The sequence below is a fragment of the Variovorax saccharolyticus genome (genome assembly GCF_030316765.1).
GTDB classification, from domain to species: Bacteria; Pseudomonadota; Gammaproteobacteria; order Burkholderiales; family Burkholderiaceae_C; genus Variovorax; species Variovorax saccharolyticus.
On sequence record NZ_JASZYT010000005.1, the window covers coordinates 189490 to 202281 of the forward strand.

Here is a 12792-nt window from a genome sequence, read left to right on the forward strand (position 1 = left end):
GCGCTCAGCGGATGCCTTCCCGCTGCGCCACGGATCGGCCGTCGCGGGTCCAGACTTGCAGCAGGAAGTCGTCCTCTTCGTGGCGCACCAGCCGCGCCAGGCCGAGCCCGGCCAGCTGCGCATGCACCTGGTCGGTGGCCAGCCTGCGCTCCGCGAAATCGGGGCGCCAGTCGCAGGCGAGCAGCGTGCCCTCGGCATCGAGCGAGCGGTCGCAGCAGCGCGCCAGCTCGCGCATCGCCTCGGCGTCGAGAAAATAGCCGATCTCGCCGAGAACGATCAGGTCGAAGGCGGCGCCGCCGACCTGCCAGTCGGCCGGCAGGTCCTGCCTTTCGATGCTCACGTTGCGAAGCGATGCGGTACGCCGCCGCGCGATCTCGACCGCGCGGGCGGAACGATCGCTCGCGCTCAGCTTGTCGCAGCGTCCGGCGAGCGCCACGGTGAATTCGCCGATGCCGCAGCCGGGCTCGAAGGCATGGCGGTAGCGCCGCCGCCCCAGCGCGGCCAGGATCAGCGCGCGCTTGCGTTCCTCGTACCAGCGGTCGCGCAGCCCATAGGGATCCTCGGCGGCGCCATAGAGGCGGTCGAAGTAGGCTTCCGTGCCTTCGGCTCGGCGCGAGGGCGTCGGGTTCACGTGAAGACCACCTCGAATGGCCGTGCAGCCCGTTCGACCGTCGTCGGACGCAGGACGGCTGCCCGCCCGGTCGACGCGTCGGCTTCGAGCTGGCTGGCAAAGGCCTGCACCGCACAGCGCTTGCGGCGGCTCGCGTCGGTATCGAGGCTCAGCCGCCGGGCCCGTGCCCAGGGCAGGCGCGGGTCGCCCGGCGCGGCCCAATGCCAGGCCCACACCGGCACCTCCACCAGCCTCGCGCCAGTGCGAGCGGCGGCGAAGGCGCAGGCGTGACCGGTGGCTTCATGATCGGGATGCCCGTCGCGTCGCCAGGTGCTGAAGACCACGTCGTTCCGCTCCAGCAGCGGCAGGAGCCGATCGGCCAGCAGGCCTTCGAGGCCCGCCAGGCCGCCATCGGGCAGGCCGAGCCGGATCGGCTCGATGTCGACGCCCAATCGATGCAGGGCCTCGCGGCTCTCGGAAGGACGTTCGCGCACCAGCCGCTCCACCGGCCAGTCCCGCGAGCCGCGGTGGCTGGCCGTGCCGTCGGTGACCGCGATCACGCGGATCGGCGCCCCGCGCCGCGCCAGCTGTGCCAGCAGGCCGCCGACCGCCAGCACTTCGTCGTCCGGATGCGGCGCGACGACCACTGCGCGCGAGCCCGCGGGCACCAGGGCCTCGACCGTGGTCGCGCGCAGCGGGTGCAGGCCGGTCCAGGACTGCCATTCGGCCTCGCTCGTGCCGTCGCCGCGGATCGCGCGGTCGTCCTTCATCGCTACAACTTCCATGGTGTGGCTTCCGCATCGAGGACGCATTCGCCGAGCGCGGCGAGATCGCGTTCGGCATGGCTCTGGCGCATGAAGACGGGCAGGTCGGCGACCGCCCGCGCGAAGCGCGCATCGCGGCACAGGGGCGCTGCACCCGTGGCGCGGCAGGCGTGGGCAATGAGCGCATGGGCCGCGTCCTCGACCACCAGACGCAGGCGCAGCGCGAGCTGACGCGCATCCTCGCCGGGGCGGGCATCGATCCATGCGGCGCTTTCGCGCAGCACGGCCGCGGCGGCAGACAGCGCCGTGTCGATCGCGCCCAGGTGCGCGAGGCGGTGGGCGTCGGGCTTGGTGCCGCAGAAGCCACGCGTCTGGCGTGCGATGCCGAGCGCGCCGCCGAACCAGCATGCCGCGATCCCGGCGCCGCCCTGCCAGAAGCCGGGCCGCCGCACATAGTCGCCGGGGCGGCCGATCTGGTGTGCCGCTGCGCCTTCGAAGCGGACGTCCACGCTGCCGCTGCCGGCCATGCCGACCGCATGCCAGCCTTCGTCGGTGACGATCACGGCGGGCTGGCCGAGCGCCACTTCCGCGAGGCAGGGCTCGCCCTCGGCGTTCCAGCAGCTCACGACCGCATGCGTGACGCTGCGGGCGCCCGAGCACCAGGCCTTGGTGCCGTGCAGGCGGATCGGGGCCGGGCCCGAGCGGTGCGCCGGGAGGGCTTCCAGCGTCACCCGCGCATCGGGCGGCTCCGCGCACCAGGTGGCCCAGCGCGTGCCGGCAACCGCATCCGCGGCGCCGAGTTCGCGGCGGATCGCGAGCGCATCGGTGTGGCCCTCGAAGAGCTTGACCAGCGAGAGATCGTGCGCCGCCACTTCGGACAGCATGCGCCAGCGCTCGAGCGTGGCGCCGGAACCCGGCAGCGGCAGGCGGTCGACGCCTGCATCCACCAGGTGCTCGAGCGAGAGCGCCTCCCGGTGCCGAGCCCGGAGGCGCTCCAGCGTGGCGGCGGCCTCGGGAGCGGGCATCGGGGAGCGTCGCAGGGATGAATCGTCGATCGGCATCATGTGGCGGCGACCGGCGGGGTTGCGGTTGCCGGCGCCACGGCGGCCAGGCTCGCCGCGAGTGCGTCCAGCAGGGCGTCGGCGAAGCCTCCACGGGCGCGGGCGTCGCGGCGCGAACTGGTGAGCACGCGCGGCTTCGCGCTCCACGCGATGCGGGCGCCGGTGGCCTCGAGCGCGCGCACCAGCGCGACGTCTTCGCTGCAGGCCAGATGGCGGAAGCCGCCCGCGCGCCGGTAGGCGGCGGCCGAGACGCCCAGGTTGGCGCCATGGATGTGGGAGTGTCCGTCGACGTCGGCGTAGGTGCGCAGGAAGTGAGCCTCGATGACGTCCGCGTGAACCCCATGGGCCGACCAGTCGTTGACGCCGATCGAACCGCAGACCGCATCGGCGTCCTGGGCGAGCTGGTCGACCAGCCAGCTCGGCGAGACCACGGTGTCGGCATCGGTGAAGGCCAGCCAGCGTGCGCCGGCGGCGAGCATCGCTTCGGCGCCCACTGCGCGCGCCACGCCGACGTTCCGTGCGCGCAGGCTGACGGTGCGCGCGCCCGCGCGCGCCGCGATCACGCCGGTCAGGTCGCTGCAGGCGTCCAGCACCACCACGATTTCGACCGGCTCGCCGTGCAGGCCCGGGTGCACCGCCGCGGCCATGACGGCATCCACGGCCTGGCCGATGAGAAGGGCTTCGTTGTGCGCCGGGATGACGATGCCGATCATGTTGTTGTCTCGCGGAGTGGAGTGCAGCGAAGGTAGTGGCAGGTCTTGTCCGCGCCGAGTCGGTGCGGGCGCCTAGGGCATGTAGGCGCGGGGCGGCAGGCGTCGACATCGCGTCCATCGCAGCGCTTGCGGGATCGATGCCTACGCCACCGTTGCCGCGCCGCTGGCGCGCGGCGCTCCGGCATCGTCCTAGCGTCGGCACCATGATCAAAGTCCGCAAAGGCCAGGCACCCGGTCAGCTTCAACGCGCGGCCTTCCACGAGCGCTTCATGCAGTCCTTCTTCGACCCGGCCTTCGCGCCGGAAAGCGAGGCACTCGGCAGGCTCGAGGACATTGCATGGAAGGCCTACAAGGAAGGCCGCAAGGCGCCGCTCACGCGCCGTGCCGGCAAGGGATTCGCGGACCCCGAGTACCCGATCTCGGTCGACTGGCTGCAGGCCCGCTCGCGGCTGCGAAAGGCGCAGGCGGCCTGGGGGAGAGCGTCCACGCGCTCGCGCGTGCTGCTGGTGAACGGCTCGCCGCGCAATGACGGCACTTGCCCGGGCGAGATCTCGAAGACACACCGCATGGTGCAGTGGGCGCGGACGCAGCTGGAGGGCGCCGGGATCGAATGCGACGTGCTCGACCTGAGCCTGCTGACCTCTGAGTACGGCCGGAGGATCCATCCCTGCAAGGGCTGCGTCTCGACCGCCATGCCGCTGTGCCATTGGCCCTGCACCTGCTATCCGAACCATTCGCTGAACCAGGTCGGCGACTGGATGAACGAGATCTACGAGCTCTGGGTCGCGGCGCATGGCGTGATCCTGTTCACGCCCACGCATTGGTACCAGGCCACCAGTCCGCTCAAGCTCATGATCGACAGGCTGGTCTGCGCCGATGGCGGCAACCCCGATCCGACCACCACCCACGGCAAGCATGCCGGCGAGGCGAAGGCGCTCGAGATGAAGGGCTGGGACTACCCCAAGCACGTGGCCGGCCGTGCCTACGGCGTGGTGGTGCATGGCGACGTCGCCGGCGTCGAGGACCTGCGCCGCAATCTCTGCGACTGGCTCGACTGGATGGGGCTGATCGACGCCGGCGCGCAGGCCCGCCTCGATCGCTACCTCGGCTACTACGAGCCCTATGCCACCAGCCACGATGCGCTGGACGCCGACAAGGCCCTGCAGGAGGAGGTGCGCAACGTTGCGCGCGCGGTGGCCGATGCGGTCGCGCAGCTGCGGGCGGGAAGGCTGAAGGTGCCCGACCGGGCCCTCAAGCGGCCGCGGCCGAAATAGGACTCGGCGCTGCGTCGGCGGCGGCGCCGTGGACGTCGCAACGAACCGGGCTCAGTGCGCCTTGGTCGACGCCGTAGGCGTCTCGGTGTGCAGCACGCAGCGCCATTGATCACCGTCCCGCACCCACGTCGACGTGTCGTTCATCTCCTGCGTGACGCTGTCCTTCTTGCCGCGCGGCGCGACACCCTGCTTGACGCGATAGCTGACGACCGCCGTGGTGTCGGTCGGGAACACGACCTCCATGTCGCTGAATTCGAAGGAAGTGACGACCATCGGACCCTGCTCCGCCATCCTGCGATAGCCCGCATGATCGAACTTCATCGCCCCATGGGAACTGACCATCATTGCCGGCTCGGTGAGCAGGTCGAGCGCGACCTGGGCGTCGTTGTCCACCATCGACTGCCAGAACCGGGTCTCGAGGCCGATCAGCGTCTTGCTTGCAGCTTGCATTTCGCGACTCCTTTTCAGGGAAAGGTCCAGCCTGCGAAATCGCGCCGCTGCGTGCTGCCGGGGTGCGCCTTCGCGCGACGTAGGGCCTGTCTTACGGCCTCATGCCGGTCGAGCGGCGTGCGTTGCGCGTGCTTGCGCGCTGGCGCCGGGTCCAGCGCGCGACCAGGATGTTCCCGATCGTGATGGCCGCGAGCAAGACCACCCGCTGACTCAGGATCCCGGTTGCCTTCGCGATGCGCCGATCGACCTCGTGCTGCGTGGCCGCGGTCCTCGCGATACCCGAATAGTCCGGCAGCGCTTCGCGCATCGCCGGCATCGGCGCTGCACCGGCGCCGGCATCCCCATCGTCCTGGCCAGCGCGCTCGGTGGCGTCCATGGCCCTCGCGCCCGCCAACGATCCGTGCGAATCGGCATAGGCCTTGGTGAACTCCGCGCCGAGCAGGAAGATTTGCGCCGCGTAATACACCCATGCGACCAGGACCACCAGCGAGCCCGCGGCGGCGAAGGATTCGCTGACGCCGCTCTTGCCCAGGTAGAGCCCGATCAGCAGCTTGCCGATCTCGAACAGGATGGCCGTGACGAAGGCCCCGGTCCAGACGTCGCGCCAGGCGATGTCCGCGGTCGGCATCAGCTTGAAGATCAGCGCGAACAGCAGCGTCAGGATGGCGATCGATGTCGAGCCGTTGATGACTTGCAACGCGATTTCCCAGCCTGGAAGCAGGCCGCCGACCCAGCTGTCGAACGCCGCCAGGCCCGCGCTCACGATCAGCGAGACGATGAGCAGGAAGGCGAGGCCGAGGATCAGTCCGAACGACAGCAGGCGTGCCCGGAGGACCGCCCACAACCCGGAGGGCTTCTCCCGCTCGGGCACGTGCCAGATGCGGTCCAGCGCGCTCTGGAGTTCGGCGAAGACGGTCGTTGCACCGACCATGAGCACCACCAGGCTGATCGAGCCGGCGATCAATCCCTTCTCGGGTTCGTCCGCGCTGCGCAGCAGCGCCTCGACCGCGGCGGCGCCTTCCGGCCCCACCAGGCCGGCGATCTGCGCGACGACCTCTCCCTGTGCCGCATCGTGGCCGAAGACCCTGCCCGCGATCGCGATGACGATCACCAGCAGCGGCGCCATCGAGAACAGGGTGTAGTAGGAGATCGCGGCCCCCATGCTCGGCGCATAGTCGTCGACCCAGGCCATGCCCGCGCGCCAGCAAAGATCGAGAAAGGCCTTGGGCTTCATGGGCTCGGCAGCTGGCATCTGGAACAAGCGCGCCCTCTCAGCGTCGTCCCATCCACTTGCGCAGCCGCGTCTTCAATGCACTGTTGCCGAAGACCAGGCGCGAGTACGAGACGAAAGCCGCGCGCGGCAGCACCACGCCGCCGTAGTAGTACACGCGGTTCTGCGCCGCCGAGTGACGCGTGTCGGGATGGCGCAGCACCTTCCACAGCAGGCGGAAGTCCTTGCCTGCGCCGGACAGCCAGCGTTCGAGGAAGGTCAGCCACAGGTAGGCGCCCTGGTCGTCGAGCGGCCGCCAGAGGCGCGCGGCGCCGGGTTCGATCTTGTCGAGCTGTTGGCGAAGCCAGACATCCGATCGCTCGGCGCGCTTGCGGGTCGCGCTGATGGTTTCGACGGACGCCATCATCCCGGTGCTGGCCGATGCGCCGTGCACGCGATAGCGAGTCAGCGGCTCGCCGATCCACGCTGCCGGGCTCAGCAGCGTCGCCGCCGCGATCAGTTGCGTGTCCTGGTACATCAGGCGGTCGGTATCGAGCTTGCCGATCATCCGCACGACCTCGATCCGGAAGGCCAGGGCCGATGTCAGCGAGCTTACGGGGCTCACGGCCGCATCGACCGCCCTGGCTGCGAGCCATCCTTCGGGGCCGCTGCCGCCGGGGTAGTAGGGCGCCTGGCCGAGGTCGGGGATCTGCTCTGAAAAGCGCTGCATCCGATGGTGGACCCAGCCCGGCAGCAGGCCATCCACCCGCCGGCGCAGGGCGGCGAGCACCTTCTCCGTGCGCTGGGGCTCGAGCGCGTCGTCGGCGTCGAGCAGCAGCACGACGTCGCCCGTACAGGCTGCGAGCGCCGTATTGGTCGCGCTGCAGATGCCCGCGTTGGCCTGGTGGATCGGCCGCACCTGCGGGGCACGGGCGGCGTAGGCGTCCAGGATCTGCGCGGTCTCGTCGGTCGAGCCATCGTTCGCGACCACGATCTCGTCAGGGCGGTGCGTCTGTGCGAGGCAGCTGTCGAGGCATTCGACGAGAAAACGGCCGTAGTTGAAACAGATGATCGCGATGCTGACGCTGGGCGACCGCGGCAACTCCTCGAGCTGCAGCGGTTCGATCCGGATGCGTTCATTCACGGCGGTCATGGAGTTCCTCTCGTCATTGCTTCGCCGCTCCGGCGGGCGACATTTCGCCGGGGTGCGGCATGGCAGCTTTCCCGAGGGATGATCTCGATGTCGGCAGCTTGCACTTTCCGGCGCACGCCGTATGTCGGACGTCGCCTATTCGACCCTCGCGACCGGCGAGCCGCAGCGCTACATGCGGGCCTTCGTCGACAGGCCCAGGCCTGACTGACCGGGCAGCGCCGGGACCGAAGTCCCATCGACTCATCTCGACGTTGAAGGTGATGGCTTCCAGGCATCAGCGGTCTATAGTGGCACCCAGTCGCCGCCTTGATGTCGGTCGGCTCGATTCAGGCGTTGGGCCGCAGGGCCGCCTCGCCCTCGCTACCTGGAGGACAAAACGAATGAACGGTCATTGCCTTTGCGGCGCAGTCAGCCTCAGGTCGCCGGATTCCCGAGCGATCGGCGCGTGTCACTGCGGTTTCTGCCGCAGATGGGGAGGCGGGCCACTTCTGGCTGTCCACTGTGGCCCGGATGTTCAGTTTGAAGGCAGCGAGAACATCACTGTCTATGCGTCATCGGACTGGGCACAACGCGCCTTCTGCAGCCAATGCGGAACGCACCTCTACTACAAGCTCTTGGCAACAGGCGAGTACTTCGTTCCCGCGGGCGTGTTCGAGTCTGCCGATTTCGACCTTGCCTCGCAGATCTACGTCGACAAGAAGCCCGGCTACTATTCGTTCGCCAACCAGACGCCCATGCTCACCGAGCAGCAGGTGATCGATCAGTTTTCCTCACCCGGCGGCGAGACGACGGCATAGCTCAACGGCCTTTCCGAGCATGGCTATGCGAACGACGCTACGTGTATGGCTGACAGGCTTTCCGCGGCGACTTGCACGGCAAGCGTTGATCCTGGATGTTGCAGATCACCGCGCTGCGCTGAAGAGGGCCCGTCACGCGCTGTTCGGACTGCGGCCGACCCCGCTCGATTGCACCGTGAGGGGCGGGCTGACGCGCATTCCCGAGACCTTTTCCGAACGCCAGGCCTACCTGGCACTGGACTTGGCAACACTTCATCTGAGCAGCCGTGCCCGCGCGCTTCACACGTTGCACGACTTGGCGCATGTGCGGCTTGTGAGCCCGAGCCAAGCCGAATGCCTTGCGCAGATGCTCCTGCTCGACCGGCAAGACTTCCTGGCCACGCTGGCCGACGCCATGAAGCCGTGCGCGCTCCGCCACGAGTTGCGTGTCGCGCGTCATCACTCCCGGCGCGGCGGCACGGCGGCCGCCTGGTCTTGAAAGCGAAGGTGGTCGCGACATGGCCGGGGTCCGGTCGATAGCACGCGCGTTCGCCAAAGGCAACAAATTCATACGTTGTCGTACAACTAAAGACTGCACTCAATCCCTGCTGATCGCTAGGGATGATTGACTCCCTTGGAAGGTGCCATCAATAATCGCCCCCCGCAGTTGTATGACAACAGATGTTGTACGACATCTGATGACTGCGGATGGATAGCACCCCGACAACCAAACCACAAGGGAAACTCGATGAAACGCAGGCAGTTTGCAATCTCCGCCCTGTCCCCCCTCGCCCTGGCCGCCTGTGGCGGCGGCGGCAACGACAATCCTCTTGCCCTGGTCCCCGCGCCCGCACCGGCGCCCGCCGCGCCGGCGCCCGCGCCTGCAGTCGTCCCGGCGACCGATGCGACGGCCAAGGCCACCGCCTCGGCAGCGCTCAAGCGCGCTGCGAGCTACATGGACGAAGTGGTCTCCTACCGGGGCGGCTACGTCTGGTCGTACTCGCCGGACCTCACCCAGACCTTCGGCGAGATGGAGGCCAAGCGCACCATGCTGTGGCTGCAGCCGCCCGGCACTTCCTCCATCGGCCACATCTACCTGGACGCCTACCACGCCACCGGCGACGAGCGCTTCTACCAGGCCGCCGACCGCACGGCCAAGGCGGTCGCCGCGGCGCAGCACGTTTCGGGCGGCTGGAACTACATCTACGACTTCGCCGGCGAGGCGTCGCTGCAGCACTGGTACGAGACGGTGGGCATGAACGGCTGGCGGCTCGAGGAGTTCCAGCACTACTACGGCAACGCGACCTTCGACGATGCCACCACCGCGGTGGCCTCGCAGCTGATGCTGCGCATGTACCTGGAGAAGAAGGACCCGGTCTACCAGGCCGCCACCGACAAGGCCATCAAGTTCATCACCGATGCGCAGTTCGGTCCCCAGTTCGGCATCGCCGACGGCGGCTGGCCGCAGCGCTTTCCGCACAATCCGAACGCGGTCTCGTCCATGCCCTTGCCGAATCCGCAGCAGCTGCCGGCGGGCGCGCGTGCGGGCATGGAAGACAGCGACTACACGCTGCACGTGACCTTCAACGACGACGTCATGGGCGAGAACATCAAGTTCCTGACCCTGTGCGTCATGGCGCTGGGGCGCACGGAGCTGGTGGCCAACATCACGCGGGCCATGGACTGCATGCAGCGCATGCAGTGGACCTCGACGGTGCAGCCCCTGCAGTCGGGCTGGAGCCTGCAGCATCTGTCGCGCGACACCCTGGGCCGGCTGGCCGGCGCTCCGGCCGGCGCGCGATCCTACGAGCCGCGCTCGCTTGCCACGCACACGACGCAGACCAACATCCAGCAGCTGTTCGGCTATTTCACGCTGACCGGCGACCGGAAGTACCTGTCGCAACTGCAGAAGGCGATCGACTGGCTGAAGTCGGCCTCGATCCAGCTGCCCGCCAACGTGGCGACGCTCAACCCGCTATTGGCCGGCCGCAACGTGGCGACCTTCATCGAACTCGACACCAACGAGCCGCTCTACATCCACCGCTACGGCTCCAACGTCCACAACGGTGCGTACTTCTTCGACAAGGACATCGCCAACACCATCAGCCACTATTCGTCGGGCCGTTCGGTGGATGCCGCGGCACTGCAGAAGCGGCTGGACGAGCTCAACGCGATGACGCCGGCCCAGATCGACGCCATGGTCGCGAAGTCGCCGCTGAAGGCCACCACGGCCCGCGCCCTGCCCAGGTACTTCGGCGTCAACCGGGAAGTGGACTTCCCGGACCTGTTCGAAGGTGCCGTGATGAAGACGCCGGTGGTGCCGGAATCCGAGGTGCAGGCGATCGTGGCCGCGCTGGTGGACGGCAACTACTGGACCGCGCCGGTGCCCGAGATCGTGAACCCCTATCGCGGCAACGGCCCGGCCGTGGCCTACACCGGCACCGCCTACCGCAGCCGCCACGTGGGCGACGTGTACGACACCTCGCCCTATCCGGCCGATGTGCCGCCGGACATCGCGCCCTACGTGAAGCGCGAGAAGCCGCAATTCATCATCACCTCGAACTTCATTGCCCGCATGGGGCGGCTGATCGCGTTCATTTCGCCGGTGGCCTGAGCCCGGTCGGCCGCTGCAGTGGGGCGGGGCGGCACGCACGCCCCGCCCGCATGTCCCTATGATCTCGTGGTCACAACCCCTTCGAGGCCACGAACGATGCGTCCATCCCTGCACGGCCGGTCCCCGGCGAGTTCCTTCCTCCTGCGCTTGAGCGGCCTCGGCGCCGCGCTGGCCTGCCTGCCGGCCGGTGCCCAGAACATCCCGCCCGCCGACGCCTGGCAGTTCGAATTCGTGCCCTACCTGTGGACCGCCGGCGTGCGCTCCGACCTCAAGCTCGGGCCCTTGCCCACGGACGCCGTCTCGGTGAGCGCCACGAGCCTCCTGAAGGCGCTGAAATTCGGCGCCATGGGCACGCTGGAGGCGCGCAAGGGAGACTGGGGCGCCTTCCTGGACATGCAGTACATCAAGCTCGGCGTCACCAACCAGGTCGCCGGCGGCCTGCTGGTCAACAACGACATCGACCTGACGCAGCAGTTCTACACGATGGCCGGCACCTACCGCGTGTACAACGGGCGGGTGGCGGTCGACGTGCTCGGCGGCGCCCGCTACGCCTATGTCAAGACCGAGGTGAACGCCTTGCCCACCCTCCGGGGCCCGGGACGCCAGATCGAGCAATCGGGCGACGCTTGGAACGGCATCCTCGGCGTGCGCGCCCTCATGCCGCTCAACGACAAGTGGTCGCTGCTCGGCTACCTCGACGCCGGCGAGGGCAGCTCGACCTCCAGCTGGCAGGCCGTGGCCGGCGCCAGCTACCAGTACTCGCCCGCCGTCTCGCTGAAGTTCGGCTATCGCTACCTGAGCTACAAGTTCGATGACGGCCTGCTCACCAAGAACGCGATGGGCGGGCCCTACTTCGGCGCCGGCTTCAAGTTCTAGCCGCTATTCGAGCGCCGCGGCCGGCCCGAAGAATTCGTAGCGCGCCTGCTTGTCCGGCACGCCCAGCGTGCGCAGCGCGGTCTTCACCTGCTGCATGAAGGGCTTCGGGCCCAGGAAGTAGGCGTCGACGTCGCGCGTGGCGGGCAGCCATTGCGCCAGCTTCTGGGCGTCGATGCGGCCGACGGCGTGCGGCGCATCGGCCTGCGGTGCGTCCTTGGCCACCTCTTCGTAGCAGTAGAAGCGCTCGAGCTGCGGGTGCTTGTGCGCCAGCGCATCGATGGCGTTGCGGAAGGCGTGAACGCCACGGGTGCGCGCGCAGTGGATGAAGTGCACCGCGCGCGAGGTCTTCAGCGCGGCTTCGAGCATCGCCAGCGTCGGCGTGATCCCCACGCCGCCGCTGATCAGCACCAGCGGACGCTCGCTCGCCTCGAGCGTGAAGGCGCCCGCGGGCGGGAACAGCTCGACCGTGCCGCCTTCGCCGACCTGGTCGTGCAGGTGGTTGGATGCCACGCCGCCGGATTCGCGCTTGACGCTGATGCGGTAGGTCTTGCCGTTGGGCGCCGCCGACAGCGAGTAGTTGCGGCGGATCTCGTTGCCGTCGACCACCAGCCGCAGGCCGATGTACTGGCCGGGCTTGAAGTCGAGGATCGCCCCGCCATCGGTCGGCGCGAGGTAGAAGGAGTTGATCTCCTCGCTCTCGACCTCCTTCTTCACGACCGTGAACGAGCGGGCGCCGCGCCAGCCGCCGGGCGCGTCGGCGCGCTCGTCGTAGGCCTGCTTCTCGGCGCCGATCAGGATGTCGGCGAGCTGGCCGTAGGCTGCGGCCCAGGCGGAGATGACCTCGTCGGTGGCGATCTCGGCGCCCAGCACCTCGCGGATCGCGCGCAGCAGGCAGGCGCCGACGATCGGGTAGTGCTCGGGCAGCACCTGCAGCGCCACGTGCTTGTTGACGATCTGGCCGGCGAGATCGCCGAGCGCCTCGAGCCGGTCGATGTTCTTCGCATACATCAGCACGCCGTTGGCCAGCGCACGCGGCTGGTCGCCGCTGGCCTGGTGGGCCTGGTTGAAGAGCGGCCGCACCTCGGGATGCTCGGCGAGCATGATCCGGTAGAAGTGGGTCGTGAGCGCCTCGCCGCCGGTCTCGAGCAGTGGCACGGTGGCGGTGACGATGGACTTTTGTTCGGTGGTCAGCACGGAAGGGCTCCTGGAGTTCACATGGGATGGGATGCGTTGTGCACTGCAATACCCGTTCCAGGCGAAGCGCCCAGCAAAATCAATCACTTGGCCCGGT

General features: G+C 68.7%; 13 protein-coding genes. 5 read left to right on the forward strand and 8 right to left on the reverse strand.

Features of this window, described 5'->3' with window-relative positions; translation table 11 throughout:
* Nucleotides 1-4: 4 nt before the first annotated feature.
* The 4 genes from QTI45_RS17190 to QTI45_RS17205 are packed head-to-tail and all read right to left on the reverse strand — an operon-like array spanning nucleotide 5 to nucleotide 3148.
* On the reverse strand, nucleotides 5-631 hold the full coding sequence (locus tag QTI45_RS17190; RefSeq protein ID WP_286655280.1) for an SAM-dependent methyltransferase: 627 nt from the start codon (nucleotides 629-631) through the stop codon (nucleotides 5-7).
* On the reverse strand, nucleotides 628-1395 hold the full coding sequence (locus tag QTI45_RS17195) for a PIG-L deacetylase family protein (protein ID WP_286655281.1): 768 nt from the start codon (nucleotides 1393-1395) through the stop codon (nucleotides 628-630). The genes QTI45_RS17190 and QTI45_RS17195 overlap by 4 nt, the downstream gene beginning before the upstream one ends.
* Entirely contained in the window at nucleotides 1383-2399 is a 1017-nt protein-coding gene (locus QTI45_RS17200) for an acyl-CoA dehydrogenase family protein (RefSeq protein WP_286655282.1), read from the reverse strand. The genes QTI45_RS17195 and QTI45_RS17200 overlap by 13 nt, the downstream gene beginning before the upstream one ends.
* A gap of 35 nt (nucleotides 2400-2434) precedes the next feature.
* Nucleotides 2435-3148, reverse strand: coding sequence for a glycosyltransferase family 2 protein (locus QTI45_RS17205; RefSeq protein WP_286655283.1), 714 nt, complete (start codon nucleotides 3146-3148; stop codon nucleotides 2435-2437).
* 203 nt (nucleotides 3149-3351) lie between these two features.
* Between QTI45_RS17205 and QTI45_RS17210 the strand changes: the two genes are divergently transcribed.
* Nucleotides 3352-4422 carry a flavodoxin family protein gene (locus QTI45_RS17210; RefSeq protein ID WP_286655284.1) on the forward strand — a complete coding sequence of 357 codons (1071 nt, stop codon included), beginning with the start codon at nucleotides 3352-3354 and terminating at the stop codon, nucleotides 4420-4422.
* A 51-nt stretch (nucleotides 4423-4473) separates the two neighbouring features.
* Here the strand turns inward: QTI45_RS17210 and QTI45_RS17215 are convergent, their stop codons facing one another.
* The 3 genes from QTI45_RS17215 to QTI45_RS17225 form a co-directional block, all read right to left on the reverse strand.
* The gene (locus QTI45_RS17215) at nucleotides 4474-4872 is read right to left on the reverse strand and encodes a nuclear transport factor 2 family protein (RefSeq protein WP_286370375.1); all 399 of its coding nucleotides are present in this window, start codon (nucleotides 4870-4872) and stop codon (nucleotides 4474-4476) included.
* 91 nt (nucleotides 4873-4963) lie between these two features.
* Nucleotides 4964-6106, reverse strand: coding sequence for a YihY/virulence factor BrkB family protein (locus tag QTI45_RS17220; RefSeq protein ID WP_286655285.1), 1143 nt, complete (start codon nucleotides 6104-6106; stop codon nucleotides 4964-4966).
* Between the two features lie 37 nt (nucleotides 6107-6143).
* Entirely contained in the window at nucleotides 6144-7235 is a 1092-nt protein-coding gene (locus QTI45_RS17225; protein WP_286655286.1) for a glycosyltransferase family 2 protein, read from the reverse strand.
* A 380-nt stretch (nucleotides 7236-7615) separates the two neighbouring features.
* Between QTI45_RS17225 and QTI45_RS17230 the strand changes: the two genes are divergently transcribed.
* The 4 genes from QTI45_RS17230 to QTI45_RS17245 all read left to right on the forward strand — a co-directional run bounded on the left by QTI45_RS17230 (nucleotide 7616) and on the right by QTI45_RS17245 (nucleotide 11501).
* A complete protein-coding gene (locus QTI45_RS17230) occupies nucleotides 7616-8032 on the forward strand; it encodes a GFA family protein (RefSeq protein WP_286655287.1) in 417 nt (138 codons plus the stop codon).
* Between the two features lie 25 nt (nucleotides 8033-8057).
* Nucleotides 8058-8510: a hypothetical protein gene (locus QTI45_RS17235; protein ID WP_286655288.1), complete on the forward strand. Its 453-nt coding sequence runs from the start codon at nucleotides 8058-8060 to the stop codon at nucleotides 8508-8510.
* A 249-nt stretch (nucleotides 8511-8759) separates the two neighbouring features.
* Nucleotides 8760-10625 carry a pectate lyase gene (locus QTI45_RS17240; RefSeq protein ID WP_286655289.1) on the forward strand — a complete coding sequence of 622 codons (1866 nt, stop codon included), beginning with the start codon at nucleotides 8760-8762 and terminating at the stop codon, nucleotides 10623-10625.
* Between the two features lie 96 nt (nucleotides 10626-10721).
* Entirely contained in the window at nucleotides 10722-11501 is a 780-nt protein-coding gene (locus tag QTI45_RS17245) for a porin family protein (protein ID WP_286370381.1), read from the forward strand.
* Nucleotides 11502-11504: 3 nt separating this feature from the next.
* Here QTI45_RS17245 and hmpA read toward each other — a convergent pair whose 3' ends face one another.
* Complete coding sequence (gene hmpA / locus QTI45_RS17250; protein ID WP_286655290.1) at nucleotides 11505-12695, reverse strand: NO-inducible flavohemoprotein; 1191 nt, start codon at nucleotides 12693-12695, stop codon at nucleotides 11505-11507.
* Between the last annotated feature and the right edge of the window lie 97 nt (nucleotides 12696-12792).